General features: G+C 41.5%; 23 protein-coding genes and 1 riboswitch. Of the genes, 16 read left to right on the top strand and 7 right to left on the bottom strand.

Annotated features, from left to right (window positions below):
• Window positions 1-41: 41 nt before the first annotated feature.
• Window positions 42-308: a DUF1145 domain-containing protein gene (locus tag L4C37_RS19765; RefSeq protein WP_137375490.1), complete on the bottom strand. Its 267-nt coding sequence runs from the start codon at window positions 306-308 to the stop codon at window positions 42-44.
• A gap of 19 nt (window positions 309-327) precedes the next feature.
• The gene (rsmD, locus tag L4C37_RS19760; RefSeq protein ID WP_137375491.1) at window positions 328-942 is read right to left on the bottom strand and encodes a 16S rRNA (guanine(966)-N(2))-methyltransferase RsmD; all 615 of its coding nucleotides are present in this window, start codon (window positions 940-942) and stop codon (window positions 328-330) included.
• Between the two features lie 230 nt (window positions 943-1172).
• Between rsmD and ftsY the strand changes: the two genes are divergently transcribed.
• The 6 genes from ftsY to glpG all read left to right on the top strand — a co-directional run bounded on the left by ftsY (window position 1173) and on the right by glpG (window position 6852).
• A complete protein-coding gene (gene ftsY, locus L4C37_RS19755; RefSeq protein WP_429769585.1) occupies window positions 1173-2489 on the top strand; it encodes a signal recognition particle-docking protein FtsY in 1317 nt (438 codons plus the stop codon).
• 90 nt (window positions 2490-2579) lie between these two features.
• On the top strand, window positions 2580-3254 hold the full coding sequence (gene ftsE / locus L4C37_RS19750; protein WP_171734960.1) for a cell division ATP-binding protein FtsE: 675 nt from the start codon (window positions 2580-2582) through the stop codon (window positions 3252-3254).
• Window positions 3244-4218, top strand: coding sequence for a permease-like cell division protein FtsX (ftsX, locus tag L4C37_RS19745; RefSeq protein ID WP_429769582.1), 975 nt, complete (start codon window positions 3244-3246; stop codon window positions 4216-4218). The genes ftsE and ftsX overlap by 11 nt, the downstream gene beginning before the upstream one ends.
• Before the next feature lie 177 nt (window positions 4219-4395).
• Window positions 4396-5250 carry an RNA polymerase sigma factor RpoH gene (gene rpoH / locus L4C37_RS19740; RefSeq protein WP_137375495.1) on the top strand — a complete coding sequence of 285 codons (855 nt, stop codon included), beginning with the start codon at window positions 4396-4398 and terminating at the stop codon, window positions 5248-5250.
• A gap of 419 nt (window positions 5251-5669) precedes the next feature.
• Complete coding sequence (gene glpE, locus L4C37_RS19735; protein ID WP_137375496.1) at window positions 5670-5990, top strand: thiosulfate sulfurtransferase GlpE; 321 nt, start codon at window positions 5670-5672, stop codon at window positions 5988-5990.
• 22 nt (window positions 5991-6012) lie between these two features.
• Window positions 6013-6852, top strand: a complete 840-nt coding sequence (gene glpG / locus L4C37_RS19730) for a rhomboid family intramembrane serine protease GlpG (RefSeq protein WP_429769580.1) — start codon at window positions 6013-6015, stop codon at window positions 6850-6852.
• Window positions 6853-6978: 126 nt separating this feature from the next.
• Here glpG and L4C37_RS19725 read toward each other — a convergent pair whose 3' ends face one another.
• Complete coding sequence (locus L4C37_RS19725; RefSeq protein WP_372266356.1) at window positions 6979-7389, bottom strand: flagellar basal body-associated protein FliL; 411 nt, start codon at window positions 7387-7389, stop codon at window positions 6979-6981.
• Between the two features lie 161 nt (window positions 7390-7550).
• Here L4C37_RS19725 and L4C37_RS19720 point away from each other — a divergent pair, with 161 nt between their 5' ends.
• Together L4C37_RS19720 and ubiA are read left to right on the top strand one after the other, a co-directional pair.
• On the top strand, window positions 7551-8090 hold the full coding sequence (locus L4C37_RS19720) for a chorismate lyase (RefSeq protein WP_273294488.1): 540 nt from the start codon (window positions 7551-7553) through the stop codon (window positions 8088-8090).
• On the top strand, window positions 8091-8945 hold the full coding sequence (gene ubiA, locus L4C37_RS19715) for a 4-hydroxybenzoate octaprenyltransferase (protein ID WP_137375500.1): 855 nt from the start codon (window positions 8091-8093) through the stop codon (window positions 8943-8945).
• Between the two features lie 124 nt (window positions 8946-9069).
• On the opposite strand, the gene plsB is transcribed toward ubiA, so the two are convergent.
• Window positions 9070-11511: a glycerol-3-phosphate 1-O-acyltransferase PlsB gene (gene plsB, locus L4C37_RS19710; protein ID WP_137375501.1), complete on the bottom strand. Its 2442-nt coding sequence runs from the start codon at window positions 11509-11511 to the stop codon at window positions 9070-9072.
• A 456-nt stretch (window positions 11512-11967) separates the two neighbouring features.
• Between plsB and lexA the strand changes: the two genes are divergently transcribed.
• The 3 genes from lexA (at window position 11968) to dinF (ending at window position 15045) form a co-directional block, all read left to right on the top strand.
• On the top strand, window positions 11968-12588 hold the full coding sequence (gene lexA / locus L4C37_RS19705) for a transcriptional repressor LexA (RefSeq protein WP_137375502.1): 621 nt from the start codon (window positions 11968-11970) through the stop codon (window positions 12586-12588).
• A 129-nt stretch (window positions 12589-12717) separates the two neighbouring features.
• The gene (locus L4C37_RS19700; RefSeq protein WP_372266359.1) at window positions 12718-13560 is read left to right on the top strand and encodes a class I SAM-dependent methyltransferase; all 843 of its coding nucleotides are present in this window, start codon (window positions 12718-12720) and stop codon (window positions 13558-13560) included.
• A 123-nt stretch (window positions 13561-13683) separates the two neighbouring features.
• Entirely contained in the window at window positions 13684-15045 is a 1362-nt protein-coding gene (dinF, locus tag L4C37_RS19695; protein WP_429769576.1) for an MATE family efflux transporter DinF, read from the top strand.
• A gap of 94 nt (window positions 15046-15139) precedes the next feature.
• Here the strand turns inward: dinF and sthA are convergent, their stop codons facing one another.
• On the bottom strand, window positions 15140-16540 hold the full coding sequence (gene sthA / locus L4C37_RS19690) for a Si-specific NAD(P)(+) transhydrogenase (RefSeq protein WP_273296386.1): 1401 nt from the start codon (window positions 16538-16540) through the stop codon (window positions 15140-15142).
• 310 nt (window positions 16541-16850) lie between these two features.
• On the opposite strand from sthA, the gene fabR reads away from it, so the two are divergent.
• Both fabR and L4C37_RS19680 read left to right on the top strand, forming a co-directional pair.
• Window positions 16851-17492: an HTH-type transcriptional repressor FabR gene (gene fabR, locus L4C37_RS19685; RefSeq protein ID WP_137375505.1), complete on the top strand. Its 642-nt coding sequence runs from the start codon at window positions 16851-16853 to the stop codon at window positions 17490-17492.
• Window positions 17492-17863 (top strand): YijD family membrane protein, encoded by a 372-nt coding sequence (locus L4C37_RS19680; RefSeq protein ID WP_273296384.1) that lies wholly within the window; start codon window positions 17492-17494, stop codon window positions 17861-17863. Before fabR ends, L4C37_RS19680 begins: the two co-directional genes overlap by 1 nt.
• Window positions 17864-18011: 148 nt before the next feature.
• Here L4C37_RS19680 and trmA read toward each other — a convergent pair whose 3' ends face one another.
• Window positions 18012-19121: a tRNA (uridine(54)-C5)-methyltransferase TrmA gene (gene trmA / locus L4C37_RS19675; RefSeq protein ID WP_137375507.1), complete on the bottom strand. Its 1110-nt coding sequence runs from the start codon at window positions 19119-19121 to the stop codon at window positions 18012-18014.
• 154 nt (window positions 19122-19275) lie between these two features.
• A riboswitch (cobalamin riboswitch) is annotated at window positions 19276-19493 on the top strand.
• Window positions 19494-19533: 40 nt separating this feature from the next.
• Here trmA and btuB point away from each other — a divergent pair.
• The 3 genes from btuB (at window position 19534) to murI (ending at window position 22952) form a co-directional block, all read left to right on the top strand.
• Complete coding sequence (gene btuB, locus L4C37_RS19670) at window positions 19534-21372, top strand: TonB-dependent vitamin B12 receptor (RefSeq protein WP_429769573.1); 1839 nt, start codon at window positions 19534-19536, stop codon at window positions 21370-21372.
• 46 nt (window positions 21373-21418) lie between these two features.
• On the top strand, window positions 21419-22090 hold the full coding sequence (locus tag L4C37_RS19665) for a Dph6-related ATP pyrophosphatase (RefSeq protein ID WP_429769571.1): 672 nt from the start codon (window positions 21419-21421) through the stop codon (window positions 22088-22090).
• A gap of 61 nt (window positions 22091-22151) precedes the next feature.
• Entirely contained in the window at window positions 22152-22952 is an 801-nt protein-coding gene (gene murI / locus L4C37_RS19660) for a glutamate racemase (RefSeq protein WP_429769570.1), read from the top strand.
• On the opposite strand, the gene L4C37_RS19655 is transcribed toward murI, so the two are convergent.
• Window positions 22915-23367 carry an RNA recognition motif domain-containing protein gene (locus L4C37_RS19655; RefSeq protein WP_137375511.1) on the bottom strand — a complete coding sequence of 151 codons (453 nt, stop codon included), beginning with the start codon at window positions 23365-23367 and terminating at the stop codon, window positions 22915-22917. The two genes, murI and L4C37_RS19655, sit on opposite strands and share 38 nt — an antisense overlap.
• Window positions 23368-24021 lie beyond the last annotated feature (654 nt).

Genomic DNA, 24021 nt, shown 5'->3' with positions numbered 1-24021 from the left:
ATAAGGCGTTGGCTTCCTTAAATAGTTTTCCACGAATAGTGTTACATCATGTGCTTGCGTCGGATATCAAGCAAAGCAAAAATACCGAAAATAAGAATTGACCACTTTTCCCAACGACTCATCGATATCTTGTCGCCAAACGCTCCAATGAAAATCAACATCTGCAACCCATGCATGAAGAACAAAAATGCCGTCATGATGTATAGCGCAATCGCTGAGTTACCTGGGAAAGGGTTAAATATATTGATGATTAAAACTAGCCAAACAAAAGCAATCGCCGCTTTGGCTAAGGTAAGCAATATTTTCATTCTGTTGCCCTATCTATTTTTATGATTCTTCGGATTCAACGAGCGTTCTATTGAACAATCGATAGCTGGATTGACCGGTTGTTTTATCTCGGTACAGTTCCCAGTTTTCCGGCATGGATTCTAATGCGAGCTCTTTTTCTGTTTCCACGTAGATGATGGCATCATCAGTGAGCCAGCCATTACTCTCAAGTAGTTGAACTGTTTCTGCGAGTAAGCCTTTACGGAAAGGTGGATCGATAAACACTAGATCGTGTGGCGTACCTTGATTACGAAGGTAAGAAAGCGCATCAGTATTCACAACATTAATATTGTCTGCTTTCAATTCTTTCGCATTATCCGACAGTTGCTTTGCTGCCTTTGGGTTCATTTCTAGTAAAGTGACAAGCTTGGCTTGGCGTGAAGCCGCCTCAAAGCCTAAGCCGCCAGAACCAGAGAAAACGTCTAAGCAGGTAGAATGAGGTACTTCTTGAGCTAACCAATTGAAAAGCGTTTCTTTAACTCGATCAATGGTTGGTCGTAACCCTTCCAAGTCATGAACCGGAAGCTTTCTTCCTCTCCAAGAGCCACTAATGATTCGAACAAAGCCACCTGATGGCTTTTTTTGTGATGTGTTTTGCTGGCGACGTCTTACCATAGATTTTTTGACCGCTAATAAAGTGATACTATACCGAGCCCAAATTTAATTTGGCTCGGGTATTAAATAAATTTGCAATGACAAAGTGTAGCAAGCTAAACGAAAAGTTATCACTGCTTTGTCATTTTTCTTTACTATTCGCTTATGCAAAATACGAATTGTATAGGTAGCGTAAAGAGTCGCGTGTATTAGTCAATAAAGTTAATAAGTAGATCTAGGGAACCCCTCTGATGGCGGAAAAAAAGAAGCGCGGTTTATTATCGTGGCTTGGCTTTGGTGAAGAAAAACAAAGCCCACAAACGCAAAACGAATCAAAAGCAGAACAACCTGCAGAAATAGAAAAAGAGGCTGTTGAAACAGAAGAGTCTCAAGTTGAATCAGAGCAACAAAAACAGGTTGAGAAATCAGAAGCTGATCAGGAAATAGAAGCGAACCTGGAAGAAATTCAGGAACAAGAACTTGAGCCTGTAGAAGAAGAACCTAACACTGAGCTAGCAGAAGCAGAAGCAGAAGCAGAAGCAGAAGCAGAAGCAGAAGCAGAAGCAGAAGCAGAAGCAGAAGCAGAAGCAGAAGCAGAAGCAGAAGCACCAGTTGTTCCTCGTGTTCAAGAACAAGAAAAACCTACAGAAAGCTTTTTCACACGATTAAAGCGTAGCTTAAGCCGTACTAAAGCAAATATTGGTGCTGGCTTCTTTGGTCTATTCAAAGGCAAAGAGATTGATGAAGATCTTTTTGAAGAGCTGGAAGAGCAGTTATTGATTGCTGATGTTGGTATGCCAACAACCGTAAAAATTATTGAAAACTTAACAGATAAAGCAACTCGCCAAGATTTGAAAGATGGCGAGGCGTTATACGGTCTGTTAAAAGAAGAGATGGCTGAAATTTTAAGCCAAGTAGAGCAGCCACTGGTTGTGGATACAACGAAAACGCCTTACGTTATTTTAATGGTGGGTGTGAACGGTGTCGGTAAAACGACCACTATTGGTAAGCTAGCGAAGCAGTTCCAAAGCGAAGGCAAGAAAGTCATGCTTGCTGCGGGTGATACATTCCGTGCAGCCGCAGTTGAGCAGTTACAAGTGTGGGGTGAACGTAATGATGTTCCTGTTATCGCTCAACACACGGGTGCTGACAGTGCTTCTGTAATTTATGATGCGATTGAAGCTGCTAAAGCGCGTGGTGTTGATGTGGTTATCGCAGATACTGCGGGTCGTTTGCAAAACAAGAGCAACTTGATGGAAGAATTACGCAAGATTGTTCGCGTAATGAAAAAAATTGATGATTCAGCACCACATGAAATTATGCTGACATTAGATGCCGGTACCGGTCAAAATGCGATTAGCCAAGCGAAGCTATTCAGTGAAGTTGCGCCAGTAACTGGGATTACGTTGACTAAACTGGATGGAACGGCAAAAGGTGGCGTTATCTTCTCTATTGCAGATCAATTCCAAATTCCAATTCGTTTTATTGGAGTGGGTGAAGGTATCGATGATTTACGTCCGTTTGAATCTCAAGATTTCATCGAAGCGTTATTCAGCCGAGAAGAATAATTCTTGCCGTGAGTTTACGTAGTAAAGTGTTTTAAACGTTAAAGTACTACGATTTAAATTTGATATTAGTGATCGTAAGAGGAATGTTCGGTGATCAAATTTCAGCAAGTGAGCAAAGCCTATCGAGGCGGGCGCCAAGCGTTACAAAAAGTGGACTTTCACCTTCGACGTGGTGAAATGGCTTTTTTAGGTGGTCACTCAGGGGCGGGTAAAAGTACCTTGTTGAAATTGATCTGTGCGATTGAACGCCCAACCGATGGAAAAATTCGTTTTAACGATCACGATATCACTCGTATCCCCTCTAAAGATATTCCGTTCTTACGCCGCAATATCGGTATTGTTTTTCAAGACCACCGGCTACTGATGGATCGTTCTATTTTTGACAATGTTGCACTGCCTATGCGTATTGAGTCTATCTCAGAAAATGAGATTAAACGTAGGGTCAATGCGGCACTAGATAAAACCGATCTATTGGATAAAGCCCGTTGTTTACCTAGCCAACTTTCTGGTGGTGAGCAGCAGCGAGTCGGTATTGCGCGTGCTGTGGTAAACCGACCAACATTACTTTTAGCTGATGAGCCCACGGGCAACTTGGATCCAGAGCTTTCGAATCGAGTCTTACGACTTTTTGAAGAGTTCAACCGTGCGGGTGTCACTATTCTTTTAGCTACACATGACGTGGGGTTAGTGAATACTCGCCCTCAATATCGCCATCTTGAGCTGAACCAAGGCTTCTTGAGTGAGGTTGAAGATTATGGCAGGTAACAAACGTCTCAAAAAGCCGGCACCGAAAGCGAGCAGAGCCAATAATCGACCTGCGAGTGATGGCTTTTTTAGAATCCACCTAAAACAAGCAAAATCCTCTTTTTCAGAATTATGGCAGAGACCAATTGGTAACATTTTAACACTTGCCGTTATTTCAATGGCACTGGCGATGCCCGCTTGTTTGTATCTATTGGGAAAAAATATCAGCGAAGTCGCAAAAGATGTCGCAAGCCCGTCACAAATCAGTGCTTATATAGAAGAGGGTACACCAGAGCCAAGAGTCATGGTGTTGAAAGATGAAATCGAAAGTTGGGAACAGGTTGCGCTAGTTGAATATATTTCTCCGCAACAGGGCTTAGAAGAACTAAGCCAATATTCCGGCTTTGATGACGCATTATCGTTGTTGGATGATTATTCTCTGCCTGGTGTTTTAGTTATTACACCAAGTGTTGAAGATAATTCAGCAACAAAAAGTATATCGAGCAAAATTAAACAACAGCCTTCTATTACAGATGTTCGATTGGATGAAGATTGGTTAGCAAGGCTTGATGCCATTAAAGCATTAGCTGCGGTTATCGTCATCACTCTGACATTACTGATGCTTGGAGCAGTATTCTTAATTATTGGTAATACGCTGCGCTTTAATGTTCTGGCACGAAAAGAAGAAATTCAAACCATGAAGTTAATTGGTGCAACGGACAGCTTCATTTTGCGCCCTTATCTTTATTCAGGTATGTGGTTTGGTGTACTTGGCGCTGTGGCGGCATGGGTAATGACAGCATTAATTACGATATTACTGAATGGTGCGGTGGACGAGTTGGCTCAGTTATACGATAGCCACTTTAGATTGATTGGACTCAGCTGGGATGAATCCCTATTGCTATTAATAGTGGGCACCTTGTTAGGCAGTATCGCAGCTCGTCTTTCAGCACAGCGACACCTAAAAGAAATTGAACCAGTTTAGTTGAATGCGGTCATATTTAGACAAAAAATAGGCAAGTATTACCCAGTAATTGCCTTGTATAGACGAAATGATTATGCATAATAACTTCCCCCTCCTTGAATCCTGTTCATTTTAGGTTCAAGATTAGCGGGTTTTAATAGCAAAAATACTCCAGATCAGCGATTGATGAGGAACCGAATGGCAAACGCGTATCAAATGTCTCTAGTTACACAAGATAGTTTAGACAGCTATATCCGTTCAGCGAACAGCTACCCAATGCTGAAACCTGAAGAGGAACGTGAACTTGCAGAAAGACTACATTACAAAGGTGAGATTGATGCCGCGAAAGGCTTGATCCTTTCTCACTTGAGATTCGTTGTGCACGTAGCGAGAGGTTACTCTGGTTACGGGTTACCAATGGCAGACCTTGTTCAAGAGGGTAATATCGGCTTGATGAAGGCGGTTAAACGCTTTAATCCTGAAGTTGGTGTTCGACTTGTTTCTTTCGCTGTTCACTGGATCAAAGCTGAAATCCACGAGTATGTATTACGTAACTGGCGTATCGTTAAGATTGCAACGACAAAAGCTCAGCGTAAATTGTTCTTCAACCTACGTAAGTCTAAAAAGCGTTTAGGTTGGTTCAATAATGGTGAAGTTGAAACGGTTGCTCGCGAGTTAGGTGTTGAACCTTCTGAGGTTCGAGAGATGGAGTCTCGCCTTGCTGCGCAAGATGCTACATTCGAAGCTCCAATGGATGATGATGACTCAAGTTCGGCGTATACCGCTCCTGTTTACTACTTAGAAGATAAAGCGTCTGATGTAGCTGATACAGTTGAAGCTGCGAACTGGGAATCACACACGAATAATCGTTTAGGCTTAGCGTTAGCAAGCTTAGATGATAGAAGCCAGCATATTGTGCGTTCTCGTTGGTTGGATGATGAGAAGTCTACACTTCAAGACCTTGCGGATACTTACGGTATTTCAGCAGAGCGTGTTCGTCAGCTAGAAAAAAATGCGATGAAAAAGCTTAAACAAGCGGTAGGCGACTTTTAGCCTTTTTCGTATGACATGCACTTAGTGCGTATAGTTTTATATAAAGCCGAGATCGAGAGATCTCGGCTTTTTTATTTGGATCGCAAAAGTAACAGAAGTGATCGATATTATTCCAATAAAAATGTGGATAACTCTGTGAGAAGTTTATTCGTCACTTGTCGAAAAGCAGGGTGTTATAAGGCTAGAGAGCTATTTTTCTCGTGGGGATATGTTTCTATTAACTCACAGTTAGATCAGGATCATTACTACATCTAGTGGATCTATTTTGAGAAAGACACTTTATTCACGCAATCCACAGTTTTATCCACAAATGATGGAAAAGTGATCATTGGTGGATAACCTTAATAACTGGATGTGAATGTTCGTCTTGGGATAGGTTACAATGGCAGCAAATAAAAATAGTCATAAAAGAGAAGGTAATGGACCAATTTAAGCATATCGATGTTCAAGGTGCGCAAGCTTTGATTCAGCAAAAAGAAGCAAGGCTAGTGGATATTAGAGACCCACAATCTTTTGCTGTTGCTCACCCGGAAACTGCATATCATTTGACGAACGATACTATGGTCTCATTCATGGATGAGGTAGAGTTTGAACAACCGGTTTTAGTGATGTGCTATCACGGGATCAGCAGCCAAGGTGCCGCTCAATATTTAGTGAATCAAGGTTTTGAAGAGGTATACAGTGTCGATGGTGGCTTTGAAGCATGGCATCGAGCTGAATTACCCGTGATTACTGGCTAGAAAGCCGCAAGCGAGAGAAAATATGATTCGATTAATAGCAATAGACAACCCAAGACTTGCTCAAGCATTTATTGATTATATGGACTCTCGCCGCATCCCAATCCAATTGGCTCCAGATGGAGAGGGGAAGTTCGCTCTATGGCTAACAGATAATCAATATCAAATTGAAGCTGAATCCGAGCTACAACGTTTTCTTGCCGAACCCACTCATGCTCGTTATCAAGCGGCATCTTGGAATATGGCAGAAACTCGCAAGAATAAACTGCATTATCGTACTCCTAGTTTTATCAGCATGATCAAAGCGAAAGCTGGACCAGTAACTTTGAGTTTAATGGTTGTGTGTATTGTCATTTTTGCATTACAACAGGTAGGTTTTGGAAGCGAAATTTTTTCTGCTTTGCATTTCCCTGCTGTTGAAGGGCAGCAGTGGCAGCTATGGCGTTGGCTCAGTCATGCTGTACTTCATTTCTCTGCTATTCACATCGCTTTTAATATTTTGTGGTGGTGGCAGTTAGGTGGAGACATCGAGAAGAAGCTTGGTGGATTAAAACTTCTGCAAATCTTTGTTGTTTCTTCAGCTTTATCTGGCGCAGGTCAGTATTGGATAGAAGGGGCTAACTTTGGTGGTTTGTCTGGGGTTGTTTATGCTCTGGTCGGTTACTTATGGGTATTGAGTGTTAGAGCACCACAATTAGGCTTAGGTATTCAAAAGCAGGTTGTTGGCTTTATGCTTATTTGGTTGGCATTGGGCTATGTTCAACCATTTATGGCGATAGCGAATACGGCTCATTTAGCCGGTTTGGCTTCGGGCATTGCACTTGGTTGGTTGGATGCTGCTAAAACGGTTCAGCGCAGTTCATAGATTATGTATAGATAGTTTTCGTTTTTATGGTCGGAGCTCGATTGTTGACGTCACTGAGCAACCTATTTTTACGATAAACCAGTAATAAAAAAGCGGCTTGAAAGCCGCTTTTTTTATGTATGAAATTTATTGATACAAATATTTAGTAAACAGTAAATCTGCAATTACCGTTTTTCCGGTTTCTGGCAGCAGAATTTTGTTCAAATGGTCGACTAAAGTTTTTCGTAAGTCTTCACGACCAGAAAGAGACTTGATAGTGTCTTCGCTTTGCTTACCAAGGAGTTCAATCACAGCATCTCTGATTAAAGGCTGGTGCAATTCAATTAACTCAAGGTCGATGCTATTCGCAACCATGATATCGATACGAACTTGAATGTAGCCAAGCTTCTTACCTTTTGTATGGAAATTAGTCGTTAGATCCGGCTCAAGCGTAAAGTATGCAAGTTGAGGCGTTGCATTTTCTTCTTCTGCAAAGCTTGGTACCGAAAAAAGTAGGCTAATCGCGAGAATTATTTGGGTTACATAACGTTTGTGCATATTTCTGACTTTTCTTTAGTTTAATCGCGATATTCGAAACGCGTTTGTCTTGTTACAATGAACGGTCTAAATCTAAATACGTTTATAACATAGCTGATGGTTAATTGTGGTCATTAGTTGCAGGTTTATTGTACGCGTAAAGCCACTTATTGAATACTAGTATGAATCAGTCAATACCGCTCTATCTGAATTTGTTAATGAATGTCGATTGGCAAAATACCGAAACATTCGCTTTTCCAAGCAAAACTGCACAGCGGTGGCTTATGGAGCAAGGGTCGCTTTCTCGTTTACTTGAGAAGCATTGTCAACACCTGTCAGTTGAGCTGCTACACAACCAAGTTATTGAAAGTTCACTTTTGAAAGAAGATGAAGAAACTCTGCTTTCCTCTTCAGATTGTTTGCTACGTAAAGTGATTTTACAAGGTGATGATGTCGAGTGGGTGATCGGGCGAACGTTAATTCCACGTATCACCCTAGAAGATCAGAGCTATGATCTTTCCCAGCAGGGCAACATCCCTTTAGGTCTAACAGTATTTAGCGCTGAAAATGTTAAAAGAGATGCTTTGCAAGTCGGTTGGGTAGATATAGAAGGGGTTCGTTTGTTAGCTCGTCGCTCTCGTTTATGGATGAACCATAAGCCTATGCTTGTCGCTGAACTTTTCTTACCTGAATCACCAATTTACGCCAAGGAGAATGTGTAAATGCTCGCCACCAAAGCGAAAGCGTATTGGCAATTAACGCGAATGGATCGCCCAATTGGTACGTTATTGTTGTTATGGCCAACCTTATGGGCATTGGTTATCGCCGCGGAAGGTATGCCAAGCATAAATGTACTGATTGTGTTTATCTTAGGCGTGTTTTTAATGCGCTCGGCTGGGTGTGTTATCAATGACTTTGCTGATCGTAAAGTAGACGGTCACGTTAAGCGAACCAAAAACCGACCTTTGCCATCAGGCGTAGTCACGAGTAAAGAAGCTATTGGGTTATTCCTTTTCCTTGCGGTGGTTTCATTTTTGCTTGTGCTGACAATGAATCCATTAACCGTGAAGCTTTCTTTCGCGGGAATTGGATTGGCATTTATTTACCCATTCATGAAGCGTTTTACTCATCTTCCTCAATTATTCCTTGGGCTTGCTTTTAGCTGGGCAATACCAATGGCTTGGGCGGCCCAAACCAATGAGCTACCTAGTATTGTGTGGTTTATTTTTGCGATCAATGCTCTATGGACGATCGCTTATGACACGCAGTATGCAATGGTGGATAGGGATGATGATTTAAAGATTGGTATCAAATCGACAGCTATTTTATTCGGTCGCTTTGACAAGCTAACCATAGGTTTACTTCAGTTAATTACTCTAGCGATGTTGATTGCTTTAGGTATGCATTACCAGTTAGGTGACAGTTTTTACTGGAGCTTATTGGTAGTCGGTAGCTTGTTTGTTTATCAGCAACATTTAATGCGCCATCGTGATAGAGATTTATGTTTTCAGGCATTCTTAAATAATAACTATGTAGGTATGGCAATCACAGCTGGCTTGCTGGTGGCATTCTGGTAGCTATGCTGACTTAGGTAACAGGTTAGATTAAGTTTTAGCCCGTTATTTGAAGTAACTTGAGCATATTAGGAATAAAAAAGGCATCCAATAGGATGCCTTTTTTGTTATTACTGATGACCTAACGCTATTCATTTTCACTAGCAATTTCAGCTTGGTGAATACTTTCTTGAATCGTTAAACGAACTTCTGGGTAAAGCATGGAGTAGAGTAGGTAGGCAAACGGCTTCGTTTTCTCTAAGTCGCAGTTACCATCTTCATCTAGATATTGTTGCTGTTTCAGTGTCGTGAACATTGCAGCAAAGACGCCTTTATCAAAGAACTCTGGAGCATTGATACCATGGAGGCGACCTAGGCGCTGTGCAATGTCTTGGCTCTTTTGTTCCAATTCAGCTTTGTCTAGTTCTGGTGTTTGAACCAGCAAGTTAAGCGCAATTGAGTAACGCTGCAAAGTTTCCGAAATTGTGCGACCTAATAGCATCAAAGGTTGGCTATTGGATTGGTTGATCGTGATTTCGTTTTCTTCGACAACAATCATCCCTTGTTGAGCCAGCTCGGCGATAATGTCCGCTACAACAGAATCCAGTTTGTTTTCTTCATAACTTAAGAACAGCTCTTTCTTAAGGAATGGATAGAGAGTTGCGATGTTCTTCTGGATAGTATCGATAGATAAACTGCGCTGGCGAATGAGCATCTGCGCAATCAAAGAAGGCAGAGCAAATAAGTGGATGATGTTATTGCGATAGTAAGTCATCAAAATGGATTGGTGACGGTCTAAAGAAATAATATCGCCCATAGAGTCTGATTCAATTAAGAATTTATCTAACGATTCAGCGTGTTTTACCAAGTCTTCTGCACTATCTGTTGGGATGGTGTAAGTCGACGAGTAAGGCACATTTTTCAGGATAGATAAATAACACTCAATTTGGGAGACAAGAGAATCACGTGACAATGCACGCTGACGAGAAGCAAGCAAAGCGGTCGCACATAATGTCAGTGCGTTAGTCGCTGCTGCATCATTAATGTGTGTCATCATTTTTGTTGCTAGGTCATTCACAACAGGCGTCATCCATTGTGGTTTGTTTGCGCCCATAGGATCGATATCTTGAGTCCACTCCGGAGCATGTTCATTTAAGTATTGGTTAAGCGGAATTGGCTCACCAAAGTTTACATAGCCTTGTCCAAAGTTTCTTAGCTTACGAAGGGTACGAATTACTAGGCTTGCATTTTCTTTCTCTTTACGTTTTCCTCGTAATTCTTTTGCGTAAGTGCTTACTTCCATCACATGCTCATAACCAATATAGACTGGCACTAAGGTTACAGGGCGATCTAACCCTCGTAACATTGCCTGAATAGTCATGGCTAACATGCCTGTTTTAGCTTGCAGTAAACGACCTGTACGAGAACGACCACCTTCACTGAAGTATTCAACTGAATAGCCTTTAGTGAATAGCTCCGCTAAATATTCGCGGAAAATGGTTGAGTAAAGTTTATTCCCTTTAAAGCTACGGCGAATAAAGAAAGCGCCGCCACGGCGGAAAATCGGACCTGCAGGGAAGAAGTTAAGGTTAATACCTGCAGCAATATGCGGAGGAACCATACCTTCGTGATACAAGACGTAAGAAAGTAGTAAATAGTCCATGTGGCTACGGTGACACGGCACATACACAATTTCATGACCATCTTGAGCAAGCTTACGAACCGTTGATGCATTGTTAATGTGTAAGCCTTGATACAGTTTATTCCAAAGCCAACCCAGTAATTTTTCACCGCGCTTGATTAACGAATAAGAAAAGTCAGCTGCAATTTCATCCATGATGTCTTGCGCTTCTTTGTTCGCTTTCTCAATCGAGATGTTTTTCGATTTTGCTTCGTCTTCAATTGCTTTTTTGATGGCTTCTGATTTTAAGAGGCGATCAAACAACGCTTGGCGGCTAGGAAGGTTAGGACCTGAAGCTGCAAGCTTTTGACGAGAAAAGTGAATACGCGCGACACGTGCTAATTTGTGTGCAATTGATGTGTCCGTGCCGTGAGAGTCAGCCATATAGCGCAAGGAAACGACTGGGCTGAAACGAACCAAACAATCTCTACCTGCAAGCAGTACAGCTTTGGCTTTTTCAGGACCATTCATTGCCTGTAAATACGGCTTTTGCTTGTTCTCTTTACCAGGTTTTCTACCCCAAAGCACGGTGGCGGGGATGACTTGAATATCTAGCTCTGTATCTTCACCGTGCTGCTTTAGTAACTCACTAAACAGTTCAATAGACGAGGTCGGTACGTACTCATCATTTTTCAGCAGTGTTGGACGTGATGAGATAAACACATAGCGTTGCAGTGTTTTACCATTTAGCTCTAATGGGCTAAGTGGGTCAGGTAAGCCTAATTCAAGTGCGTGTTTTTGTAGAGTCAGTAAGTCGACACTTGAACGGAAAGGTAAGGCATACACAATCGGTTTATTTACATCAATGTTCAGCTCTTCAATCGGGTTAGAAGGAATAGATGTCCCTTTTACTAATACCGATAAAGGAAGTTTCATTAATGAACGTGAAAAAGATTGTCCAGAAGACATAAAGGTTCTCTGCCTCAAAAGTTAGGGAACAATAGTTATGTAGCAATGCTTAAGCGCATCTCTATTTCAAACTGTAGAAGGTAAAAACTAAAGGTGAAATGGAGATAGGCCTAGGCGCAAATTTTAAGCGGAGCAAGAATACCAGAAACTGGTCGAACCTTTTACTGGAATTAGTCATGTTGGCGTTAAGTTTAATCAAAATCATTCATCACCTGATTGATTATAGGTGGAGATTCATTAGTGATCTGCAAAGGAAATTCAAACAAGCTGGTGTTTATTCTTATAGCAGTTAGGGAGGTGGGCATTATTTAGTGAATATTTTCATGAGTTTTCACGCGTTACCTCTCTTGGGTTGGTTAAGAATTATTTAAAATGAATTAAAAACAACCAATTGCTTTGCTTTTACTCACTCACTGGATATACTCACAGTTAACTGTATAAAAAGACAGGTGACTCATGAAGCCGTTAACGCCCCGACAACAAGAAGTGTTCAATCTTATTAAGAATAAAATTGAAGACTGCGGTATGCCACCAACGCGTGCAGAAATTGCTCGTGAACTTGGCTTCCGCTCTGCTAATGCAGCAGAAGAACATTTAAAAGCGCTTGCTCGCAAAGAAGCCATTGAGATTATCCCGGGAGCCTCTCGCGGTATTCGTATCCTACTTGAAGATGCAGCTAATGATGATCAAGGGCTACCCTTGATTGGTCAAGTTGCCGCTGGTGAACCAATTCTTGCGCAAGAGCATGTTGAGATGCACTACCAAGTTGATCCTGGCATGTTTAAGCCTCAAGCGGATTTCTTACTTCGTGTAAATGGCGAAAGCATGAAAGACATCGGTATTATGGATGGTGACTTACTTGCCGTGCATAAAACACAAGATGTTCGTGATGGCCAAGTTGTCGTAGCTCGTGTTGATGATGACGTAACCGTTAAACGCTTAGAGCGCAAAGGCTCAACAGTGTTACTACATGCTGAAAACGAAGAATTTTCACCCATTCAAGTTGATCTTGAGTCTCAGCACTTAGCGATTGAAGGGTTGGCTGTTGGTATTATCCGTAATACTGATTGGATGTAATCAGAGTACGCTTTGAGCAACTACTCATTAGTAATCATCAATTATGATACTGATATTCATTCTCAATAGCTTGATGTTGTAATTGATATTCATTATCATCTTCTCTATGGTGACATAAGGAAGATGATGATGCCCCGCCCAACGAAACCCGACTTACCCCGACCAACAGCGAAGAAATCGTCTAAGCAAGAATTTCAAGTTCCTGTTAGCTTAGTGCAACCTCTTTGGTTTCGTAGCCGTGAAAGCTTAGTCGATAATGGTCTCGTATATGATCCTATTGCGGCTCAAGCCTGCACTCGTTGCAAGCTCGCGCCTGAGTGTTTATCGGGTGATGTAGATCAACAGCAACTCCTTCATGCCACTTTAACTCAGCTGTGCGATCTTCAAGTTCGTCATTTTATTTCCCAACATCCTGATGCATGGATAATTAATGTAGGTGCAGGGCTCGATACTCGCTTTTATCGAATTGATAATGGTCGTTGTCATTGGGTTGAGTTGGATGTCACCGAAAATCTAGTATGGCGACAACGTCTGTTTCATAAGAATGAACGTTACCAATTAGAATGTGGTTCAGTGGAAGATATTAGCTGGCTCGATCATCTTAATATTCCAGAACAATCACCCGTTATGATTGTGTGTGAGCATGCACTACTTGATTGTAATGATCAGCAAGCGGCGCACTTTATACAGAATTTAGGTCGTCACTTTGTTCATGCTGAAGCATGTTTAGTGCTCGCTGGTGACAAAAGTTCGACGACATTGGGGCAAAAGCTTGGGGCTGGTCAGTATGCTCATGGTTTAGCTTCACCAGTAGACAGTATTTTAAACTGGTTACCTTGGGCTCAGTCGGTTAAATCATATTCTCCACTCGACCAGCAATGCAGTCGTTGGAAATTATGGCAACGATGGTTATGCAAGCTCTCTCAATTTAAAACGCGCTTAACGCCTCAGCTCATTCAAGTGAAGTGGTAATCTGCTTCAAAAGCTAAATAGATATAGCTATGTAGTCATGGACGACAGCTACTCCTCCGACTTAAAAAGTAGTTCATAAAATAGGGCTAGGTTAGACTATCACCTCGTTAAGAAGAGGTGCTCGTGAAGTCATTTAATTCCCAATTCCAATCCATTCTTCAAATCTTATTGGATCAAGCAATGCACAAAAAGGTGTTGTTGCTTGCGATTCCTATGGTGCTATCCAATATCACTGTACCTTTGCTTGGGCTGGTGGATGCCGCTGTGATAGGTCACTTAGAGCATGCTTGGTACTTAGGTGGTGTAGCTCTTGGCGGCACAATGATCAGTGTGACCTTTTGGTTACTTGGCTTCCTAAGAATGTCGACAACCGGGTTGGCAGCTCAATCTTTTGGAGCGAATGATACTAAGCAGTTAGCCCTTGTATTTGTACAAGGCGTAATGATGGCTTTAGGCTTTGCTGGCGTATTTTTACTGCTACACGGTGTCGTGTCTGATGCAATATTTTCATTTAGCCAAGCAAGTGAAGAAGTTAAACATTACGGGCAGCAGTACTTTTCTATTCGAGCGTGGAGCGCCCCAGCTTCATTAGTGAATTTTGTTATCTTAGGTTGGTTGCTTGGAACACAAAATGCGAAAGCACCGATGTGGATGGTCATTATTACTAACCTAACGAATATTATATTTGATGTGTTATTCGTGATTGGTCTTGGTTGGCAAGTGGAAGGCGCAGCTCTTGCATCGGTACTTGCTGATTACACCGGGCTTTTTTTTGGCCTAATCTGTGTGTGGCGTATTTGGACCAGAAAACAGTTACCGTCTTTATCTTCATTACTAGAACAAACGACGGAAGGGTTAGGGCGCTTTGTAAAACTTAACCGAGACATTTTTCTTCGTTCTTTGTGCCTGCAAGCCACTTTTACCTTTATGACTTTCCAAGGTGCCAGCTTTGGAGATGAAGTAGTTGCAGCCAATGCGGTACTCATGAGCTTTTTGATGATGATCTCTTATGGGATGGATGGCTTTGCCTACGCAATGGAAGCTATGGTCGGAAAAGCCATGGGTGCTAAGAATAAGCATGAACTCAAGCAATCATTGGTCGGAACTTTCTTTTGGAGCCTAATTACGTGCATTTTACTGACCTTAGTATTTGGTGTTATGGGATCTAATTTGATCAATATGATCACTACTATTCCAGAAGTAAAAGCCGAGGCTTCCACCTATCTCCCATGGTTAATTTCGATGCCATTAGTTTCTATGTGGTGCTTTTTATTGGATGGTATTTTTGTAGGGGCGACCAAAGGAAAAGACATGCGTAATAGCATGTTCGTAGCGACTTGTTCATTCTTTGCTATGTTTTACTTGGCAAGTGCTGCTGAAAACCATGCGCTGTGGTTTGCGATGCTTGGTTTTATGGGGATGAGAGGTATTGGCTTAGGTGTGCTGTTTATCCGACAATGGAAAAGAGGGGAGTTTCTTGCCTGAACTCGACTTCCTTTGACCGTCTTACCATCATTCATAAACAAAACAGCAAGCCATATTTAGCTTGCTGTTTTTGTATAGATTAGATGATTGAGCGTTAAAAGAGGCGATTTAAACCGTTCAGAGCTGCCACGCGATATGCTTCTGCCATGGTTGGGTAATTGAACGTGGTGTTAACGAAATACTCAATGGTATTGGCTTCCCCTTTTTGTTCCATGATGGCTTGTCCGATATGAATAATCTCTGCGGCTCTTTCACCAAATACGTGAATACCTAGAATCTCTTTGGTTTCACGATGGAAGAGAATCTTTAAACTGCCAATGTCTTTCCCTGCAATTTGCGCTCTTGCGAGATGCTTAAATGACGAACGTCCAACTTCGTAAGGGACTTTTGCGGCTGTCAGTTCTTGCTCAGTTTTACCAACTGAACTGATTTCAGGAATGGTGTAAATACCGGTTGGGATGTCTTCAATTAAGTGTCTATCCGCCTTTCCTTTTATAATCGCTTGTGCAACAAATCGACCTTGGTCATAAGCTGCGCTGGCTAAGCTTGGGTAACCAATCACGTCACCTACTGCATAGACATGATCAACAGAAGTTTGGTAATTGCTGTTAATTGCTACTTGTCCACGAGAATCAGCTTCTAGCCCAACCGCTCCAAGGTTTAGTTTATCAGTATTACCCGTTCGACCATTGGCGTACAGCAAGCAGTCAGCACGCATTTTTTTTCCTGATTCTAAGTGGATGATCACGCCATCATCCGTACCTTCAATCTTCTCAAAGGTCTCATCGTTACGAATCACGACACCACTGTTCCAAAAGTGATAAGACAATGCATCAGAAGTTTCGTTATCTAAGAAAGATAACAGACGGTCGCGAGTATTGATAAGATCTGTCTTCACGCCTAAACCGCGGAAAATTGAAGCGTATTCACAACCGATAACACCAGCACCGTAAATGATGATGTGTTGTGGGTCATGCTTAAGAGACAAGATTGAGTCGCTGTCGTAGATACGGTCATGCAGGAAATCTACATTATCTGGCTGGTAAGGGCGTGAACCTGTTGCGATAACAAACTTGTCGGCGCTGTAATGTTCTTCCGTGCCGTCACTTTGCATGACTGATACGGTATGTGAATCAATAAAGTGAGCCGTGCCAAAGACTAGTGTGCACTGGTTACGGTCATAAAAGCCTTGGCGTAAACGAGTTTGTTTATCGATAACGGATTTAGCGTGACCTAAGATGTTTGAAAAAGTGGAATGAATACTGGTGTTGTTGTCGCAGAAGAGTGGGTTACTATTAAATTCGATAATACGGCTAACGGCGTGTCGGAGAGCCTTAGACGGAATAGTACCCCAGTGAGTACAACCACCACCTACACTGCTTTCTTTTTCAATAATAGCGACATTCAATCCGGCTTTGGTTAATCCCATCGCTGCCCCTTCTCCTCCGGGACCACTACCAATTACGATCACATCAAAGTGGTTGGAATGTGGCATAGATATCTTCCTTGTTATATTTGATTAACATTGCTGTAGCGAGATTTTAACTGATTCTATTGTTTGGTACATGAAAAGCGCACTATAGAGTGGATGGGATCACGCAGAATTCAAGAAAAGCCTGATTTGGTATGCTGTATGTCTACAATTGACAGCGCAAAGATTGAAATTCGAGCTTCGAACGTATTAACTTCGATACCGTGAACAAAGAGGTGGATTGAATGTCTTATATAACAGCGAGTTTCGCGTTATATTGACTTAAGAATTAAACACACCTTTTTAGGCTGTAGACAGAAGATATAAATTAAGTATGAAACCTATGGGAATCCGCGCACAGCAAAAAGAAAAAACACGCCGAAGTTTAATTGATGCTGCATTTAGCCAATTGAGTGCTGATCGTAGCTTTTCGAATTTAAGCTTACGCGAAGTAGCAAGAGAAGCTGGAATTGCGCCGACCTCTTTTTATCGTCATTTTAAAGATATGGATGAGCTAGGCTTAACCATGGTTGATGAAGGTGGCTTATTGCTTCGTCAATTAATGCGACAAGCAAGGCAGCGAATCGTAAAAGAAGGCAGTGTGATTCGTACCTCGGTTGAAACTTTTATGGAATTCATAGAAAGCAGCCCGAACGTATTTAGATTATTACTACGCGAACGCTCTGGAACATCGTTTGAGTTCAGAACAGCAGTGGTTCGTGAGATACAGCACTTCTCTGCTGAGTTAACGGAATACTTGATTACAACCGGAATGACGAGAGATGAAGCCCATACCCAAGCGGCGGCTTCAGTTACTTTAGTCTTTAACTCAGGGGCAGAAGCTTTAGATTTAGATCGACGTCAGCGAGATGAATTAGCTGAGCGGTTGATCATGCAGCTGCGAATGATGGCCAAAGGGGCTTATTGGTATCGCAAAGAACGTGAACGTAACCGATTAAAAGGCGGGATTGAATAATGTCGAATGAAAATAATACAGTGAACCGTGGTTCAGAAAAAAAAGCACTTGTACTTGCTTTGATTGCAGGTGTTTGTGGTGATGCATTGTTGTCTTGGGTAACGATGAGTGAAGTGACTTTCTCTATTTTCCCACTTATTGCTCTTGTTCTCTCTGTACAAGCATTGTATCAAGAATATTTAGCTAACCCAGTATCAGAAGAGATCCCATTATTAGGCTTAGCCTGTTTCTTTGTAGGTGCATTTGGTCATTCTGCTTTTGTAAAAGCGCAACACCCAGATGCAGGGTCGAACTTCTTCGCAATCATTGTCGCAATGTTACTACTAGCATGGGTAGGCAAGAAACTAGGTTATATGTCTAAAACGGCTTAGTACTTATAAGTACTATCTAATATAGATAATAAAAAACGAGCCATTGGGCTCGTTTTTTTTCTGCTCATTTCTGAAAATTAGAAACTTAAGCAAATTACAAACTCATAAATCAAAGATTGTAGGCTTGCTATAGCTAGCATCTGAAATTTTAAGCTTTGCGTTCTAAAAAGACACCAGCTTCCATATGGTGGGTATATGGGAATTGGTCAAATAGCGCAAAACGAGTGATATCGTGTGTTTGGCTTAAAATGTCTAAGTTATCTTTCAATGTTTCTGGGTTACAAGAGATATACATAATGCGCTCATAACCTTGAACCATTTTACACGTGTCTTCATCCATACCTGAACGCGGTGGATCAACAAAGATGGTGTTGCAGTTGTAGCTCTTAAGGTCAACATTCGCTTGTTGTAAACGGCGGAACTCACGTTTACCTTCCATTGCAATCGTGAAATCTTCTGCAGACATACGAATGATCTGAACATTATCAATCTTATTAGCAGCAATGTTGTATTGCGCGGACTCTACTGATGGCTTCGCTAACTCTGTCGCTAGGACACGGTCAAAATTTTGCGCCAGTGCAAGTGAGAAGTTACCGTTACCACAGTAAAGTTCTAGCAAGTCACCTTTACTGTCTTGAGTACAATCGACAGCCCACTCCAGCATCTTTTCAGCAACTTTGCCGTTTGGCTGAGTAAAGCTATTTTCTACTTGTTGGTAAATATAGCTGTCGCCATTCACGTCTAGCTTTTCAATTACGTAGTCACGGTCCAATACGATTTTCATCTTACGCGCTCGACCAATTAGGTTTAGGTTAAAACCTTCATCGTTCAATTGCTGCTTTAGTGCTTTAGCATCTTTGATCCACTGCTCACCCAATTGACGGTGGTATAGCAGTGACACCAATATCTCGCCGCTTAACGTAGATAGGAAGTCAACTTGGAATAGTTTGTGGCGTAGAGAATGGTTCTCTTTCATTGCATCTGTTAATAGAGGCATTAAGTCGTTGATAAGACGGCTAGCAGCAGGGAACTGATCGACACGGTATTTTTCTTTAGTCTCTTGATTGAACATGACGTAGTACATATCGTCACCTTCATGCCATACGCGAAATTCTGCACGCATGCGATAGTGTTGCTCTGGAGATTCGTACACTTCTAACTCAGGCACATTGTATTGTGCGAACATATCGGTAAGACGCTCGGTCTTTTCTGCCAGTTGTTCTTGGTAGCTTTGTGGGTTTACGTCTAGAGTCGCCATGTTTATGCCTTTTGCTTTGGTGCATTCAAATCAAGAGCGCAGATTTTATTCAATCCATAGCAGTTGTCCAGTGCTGTCGCGTAATCTGCTCAAAACATATCCTAAAAACTATAGCTTATACCAATCTTTAACTAGACAAAGTATCTACAGAACAATATTATCCCCGCAAGCTGGTGCCATTTAGATGTATAGATGGCTGAAGAGGGAATCTGGTGGAAATCCAGAACTGACGCGCAGCGGTAAAAGAGAACGAGTATTCAAAGACACTGCACATAGCATTGTGCGGGAAGTCGAATATTAGGTAGCCATTAGTTAGGTAACTAGTCGGTTGTGCTCTTAAGTCCGAATACCTGCCAGCAACTGAACCATGCCGTATGGCTCAGTAGGAATTTACGCGACTTAGGATCACAACATGAACAAATCCCTTTTAGCGGTTGCTGTTGCATCGCTACTTTCACCTATCTCCAATTTACACGCACAAGAAGCATCTGCAGACGAAACGATGGTTGTTACTGCCAACCGTTTTGAGCAGCAAGCACATAAAACTTTAGCTGATGTGGAGGTTGTTACTCGAGAAGATTTTCAACGCACTCAAGCGAAAACAATTCCTGATGTTCTGAGACGCTTAACTGGCATTCAAATCACTCAAAATGGTGGTCGTGGGCAGCTTGCGTCTATTTTTGTGCGAGGCACAAGTTCTGATCAAGTTTTAGTATTGGTTGATGGTGTGCGTTTTGCTCGCGCAGCGAAAGGCGCAGTAGACTTTAACCAAATTCCTCTAAGCTATGTTCAGCGTATTGAATATGTTCGCGGTGCCCGAGCATCTTTATATGGTTCTGAAGCGATTGGTGGCGTAATCAATATTATTACGTTAGCTAGAGCGACAGAAGAATCGACAACATTAAGTGCCGGTTTGGGAAGTCTTGATTACCAAGAGCTTAGCCTAGCATCAGGTATTTCGACATCTGAAAATGGTCAACTGAACCTTGCTATTAGCCAAGAAAGTGACGAAGGCTATAACGTTAAGCCTGTACCCGGTGTGAATGATGGCGATCGCCATGGTTTTGAAACGTTGAATGGTTTAATCGGTTACACACACAAAGTGGGTGAGAGAGTTTCTCTGTTTGGTAACCTAAGGGCTTACGAAAATATCTATCAATACGATAGTACATTCGGCACTTCACGTAGTTACATGGAATCTGAGAAAGATGATTTTTCAGTAACGCTTGGTGGTACCTATAAAGGTGATAACTGGAATTCAGAGCTTCAAGCTACCGCACAAAAGCAAGATTCTTGGAATTATAAGCACGGATCTAGCAAAACATCAGGTTCCCAAGATGAGTTAGAACAGAATAATGTGCAATGGACAAATAGCTACCAACTTAATGACTCGGTTGTATTTGCTGGTGGTGTAGATTGGCGTGATGAGTCTTATGTTGATAAGTCTGCGAATAAAACTTTCGATCGCTCAAACTTAGCTGTGTTTGGTCTATCTTCTATCACTGTTGATGCTGCTACTGCAGAAGTAAGTGCACGACTTGATGATAACGAGGAGTTTGGTTCTGAAGCGACGTATAACTTAGGGGCTGGCTACCAATTCATACCTGAGTTCGGTGTGAAAGCATCATATGGAACGGCTTTTAAAGCGCCAAACCTTTATCAGCAATATGACCCTACCTATGGCACGAGTGACTTAAAGCCTGAGGAGTCAGATGCAATTGAGCTTAGTTTCAGCGGTATCATCCAAAATGTATATTGGTCACTTACGGGTTATGATTATAAGATCACTAATCTTATCGATTACCATCCGACGACTTATAAATATCTGAATGTAGATGGTGAAACACACATTCAGGGTGTTGAGCTTGTGGCTGAATTTGATACAGGCATTGTACAGCACCAACTAAGTGCTGATTATAAAGATGCGGAAGATGATGATGGTAAGCAATTACAACGTCGTGCTAAAGAGCTTTATAAATGGAATGCTCTTGTCGCCTTTGATGATATTGATTGGTCTGTTAGTTACCAGTATGTAGGCAAGCGCCCTGATGTTAATTATGGCACTTGGCCTTATTCAGATATCACGTTGCCTTCATATTCCTTAATTGATACTGCGGTAAGTTACTACGCAAATGAGCAAACAACGCTTAGCGTTCGTGTTGATAACCTTCTTGATGAAGAGTATGAGACGGCACTGGGCTACCCAGCGGCAGAACGTGCTTACTACATGAATGTCACGTACGTATTTTAAAATTATCTAAACCGCCTTCGGGCGGTTTTTTATTATTGGATATACAATGAAAAAGAAAGTCGTCATAAGCTGGTCATCAGGCAAAGATTCAACACTCACTTTGGAAAGGTTACTCAAGGATCCAAGTTATGAAGTTGTTGGTTTATATACCACTTATGTTGGTGATGAAGTGCCGTTCCAGGTGACTCCATTATCTGTTGTTGAAATGCAAGCTAAGCTGATTGGCTTACCGTTGATTTCAATCGAACTGCCAGAAGTCTTCCCAGCTAATGAGGTTTATCAATCTACAATTATCAATGCACTAAAACAGTCGAACTTAGAAATCGAAGCCGTCGCTTTCGGCGATATGTTTTGCAATGGTATTGCTGACTATCGAAGAAGTTATATAGAACCTGCTAGTTGGGAATGTGTTTTTCCGCTGATGGGGCAAAGCAGTAGCGATCTTGCTGATGAAATCATTAATCTAGGTATTCGAACTTGGTTGGTAACAGTCGATGGTAATGCACTTAACTCCGAGTTTTGCGGAAAGCTTTATACAAAAGAGTTGTTAGAGGCGCTTCCCGAAGACGTTGACCCTTGCGGCGAAGACGGTGAATTCCATACTTTAGTCACTCATGCTCCGTGCTTTAAAGGTTATCTGGAAATTAATAAGACAGAAATAGAGAAGGGAAAGAGATTTACACATCAGCGTTATGAGGCAATTCTTCATCCCGAGTGATATTGGCGAAAATCCTACAAGCGAGTATTATTGTCAGGAATAATATAGATAGGTAAGAACAGTGTTGGAACAGCGACAAAAGAATGTATTGGTCTTTGACTCTGGAGTCGGTGGGCTTTCTGTTTATAACGAAGTCAGTTCGCTGCTACCCAACTTAAACTATATCTATGTATTCGATAATGAAGCTTATCCATATGGTGAGTTAGAGCCTGCTACATTAATACGTAGAGTTTCTTGTTTCATTGATGATTTCATTCAAGCCCATAATATTGATCTAGTGATCATTGCCTGCAATACAGCGAGTACGATTGTTTTACCAACTCTACGCCAATCTCATTCCATTCCTATTGTAGGTGTTGTCCCAGCAATTAAACCTGCTTCATTAATATCACGTAAAGCTGTTGGCTTAATTGCGACACCAGCCACGATAACGCGCGAATATACCCATGACTTGATCAAAAACTTTGCAAATGACAGAGATGTAAAACTACTTGGTTCAACACGGCTGGTGGATATGGCTGAAAATAAGCTGAGAGGTTGTGAGGTGAATTTAGAAGAGCTTGCAGAAATCCTTTCCCCATTGATGAATCACATTGATGTAGCGGTATTAGGATGCACCCATTTCCCACTTTTAAAAGACGAGATACAAACCGTTCTTGGTCAAGAGGTCGTGATGATAGATTCAGGGAAAGCAATAGCTGATCGAGTGAGCTGTTTACTGGATGAAAAAGCGAATACTAAAGAGATTGGTACGAGGAAGGTATTTTGTAGTGCACTTCCTATGGAAGAAAGTGCACTAAACGTTGCTTTGAATCAGTTAGGCTTTACACCAACCCAGCTTCATCCGATTCTGGATGTTTAGGGTCGTTTGCAATGCGCACTTTTAGAGAGCGTTGCATGTAATCTTTGTCATTCAGTTCAGCAATAGCCGCTTGCACGTCATCACTCGCCATAACAACAAAACCAAACCCTCTTCTTTTACCAGTGCGTTTATCTTTCATTAAACGTACTGCAAACACTTCGCCGTGTTCCGAGAATAGCTCACGTACGTGAGACTCATTTGCCTTATAAGGTAAGTTACCTACATAAAGCGTTTTAGTTGATGCCTTCGGCTCTGATTCAGTTTGTGACTGGTTACTTGAAAGGTTTACAACAAAAGCGGATACCAAGACACCAATAATAAAGGTAATAGCAGGAGATATTTCTACCTGAGAGAAAACAATGCCGCCAAGCACAGCAAGTGCGACAATTAATAACATCGGTTTTTTTGAGTTCATATTTGAATACTACACATTAATAAATGAAATAGACGCATCTACCATTAACAAAATAGACACATGAATCTTACGTTCATGGTTTCCATTTTTCCAATATATTGCTGTGATATGTTTCAAATGTTTAGTTTTTATTCGAAAAATGCCGATTTGATGGTGTTTTAAGCGAACGAGAACTTTATTTCATTTTTATTTCGAAAAGCCCTTGTGCTCCTAAGCAATCTCTCTATAATGCCGCCTCACCGACACGGAGTGAGACGAGAGTCACACATCAGAATCGGTAGAGAGAAAAGAAGTTGAAAACAACGCTTGACTCTCAATTCGGTGCGAGTATAGTACGCACCCCTAGCAATTGAGATGTTAATCACAAATGCTAGCGCTCTTTAACAATTTAAACCTATCAATCTGTGTGGGCACTCGTTGATGAATATCAAAATTTGTTTTGCAATAGCAAAGCAAGATTTCCTCGGAAATCAATTTGGTTTCAATGAACTGAGTGACCAATACAAAATTAAGTTTACTTAATTTTGGCACAGTCAATTCATTACCATTCTGTTGGAATGGTAATAGCTTTAGAATTACATGTTTACTTCGGTAAATATTAGTTTTGAAGTCAGTATTCATTGAGCCGACAAAATCTTAAATTGAAGAGTTTGA

Origin of the sequence: Vibrio kagoshimensis, assembly GCF_050337535.1 — a bacterium.
Classification (GTDB): domain Bacteria; phylum Pseudomonadota; class Gammaproteobacteria; order Enterobacterales; family Vibrionaceae; genus Vibrio; species Vibrio gallaecicus.
The sequence above is the reverse complement of the archived record's forward strand: the minus strand, read 5'-3'. Positions and strand labels throughout refer to the sequence as shown.

Coding starts and splice junctions, on each gene's coding strand:
- L4C37_RS19765 (WP_137375490.1), bottom strand. CDS start 308: ATGAAAATATTGCTTACCTTAGCCAAAGCGGCGATTGCTTTTGTTTGG.
- rsmD (WP_137375491.1), bottom strand. CDS start 942: ATGGTAAGACGTCGCCAGCAAAACACATCACAAAAAAAGCCATCAGGT.
- ftsY (WP_429769585.1), top strand. CDS start 1,173: ATGGCGGAAAAAAAGAAGCGCGGTTTATTATCGTGGCTTGGCTTTGGT.
- ftsX (WP_429769582.1), top strand. CDS start 3,244: ATGGCAGGTAACAAACGTCTCAAAAAGCCGGCACCGAAAGCGAGCAGA.
- rpoH (WP_137375495.1), top strand. CDS start 4,396: ATGGCAAACGCGTATCAAATGTCTCTAGTTACACAAGATAGTTTAGAC.
- glpE (WP_137375496.1), top strand. CDS start 5,670: ATGGACCAATTTAAGCATATCGATGTTCAAGGTGCGCAAGCTTTGATT.
- glpG (WP_429769580.1), top strand. CDS start 6,013: ATGATTCGATTAATAGCAATAGACAACCCAAGACTTGCTCAAGCATTT.
- L4C37_RS19725 (WP_372266356.1), bottom strand. CDS start 7,389: ATGCACAAACGTTATGTAACCCAAATAATTCTCGCGATTAGCCTACTT.
- L4C37_RS19720 (WP_273294488.1), top strand. CDS start 7,551: ATGAATCAGTCAATACCGCTCTATCTGAATTTGTTAATGAATGTCGAT.
- ubiA (WP_137375500.1), top strand. CDS start 8,091: ATGCTCGCCACCAAAGCGAAAGCGTATTGGCAATTAACGCGAATGGAT.
- plsB (WP_137375501.1), bottom strand. CDS start 11,511: ATGTCTTCTGGACAATCTTTTTCACGTTCATTAATGAAACTTCCTTTA.
- lexA (WP_137375502.1), top strand. CDS start 11,968: ATGAAGCCGTTAACGCCCCGACAACAAGAAGTGTTCAATCTTATTAAG.
- L4C37_RS19700 (WP_372266359.1), top strand. CDS start 12,718: ATGCCCCGCCCAACGAAACCCGACTTACCCCGACCAACAGCGAAGAAA.
- sthA (WP_273296386.1), bottom strand. CDS start 16,540: ATGCCACATTCCAACCACTTTGATGTGATCGTAATTGGTAGTGGTCCC.
- fabR (WP_137375505.1), top strand. CDS start 16,851: ATGAAACCTATGGGAATCCGCGCACAGCAAAAAGAAAAAACACGCCGA.
- L4C37_RS19680 (WP_273296384.1), top strand. CDS start 17,492: ATGTCGAATGAAAATAATACAGTGAACCGTGGTTCAGAAAAAAAAGCA.
- trmA (WP_137375507.1), bottom strand. CDS start 19,121: ATGGCGACTCTAGACGTAAACCCACAAAGCTACCAAGAACAACTGGCA.
- btuB (WP_429769573.1), top strand. CDS start 19,534: ATGAACAAATCCCTTTTAGCGGTTGCTGTTGCATCGCTACTTTCACCT.
- L4C37_RS19665 (WP_429769571.1), top strand. CDS start 21,419: ATGAAAAAGAAAGTCGTCATAAGCTGGTCATCAGGCAAAGATTCAACA.
- L4C37_RS19655 (WP_137375511.1), bottom strand. CDS start 23,367: ATGAACTCAAAAAAACCGATGTTATTAATTGTCGCACTTGCTGTGCTT.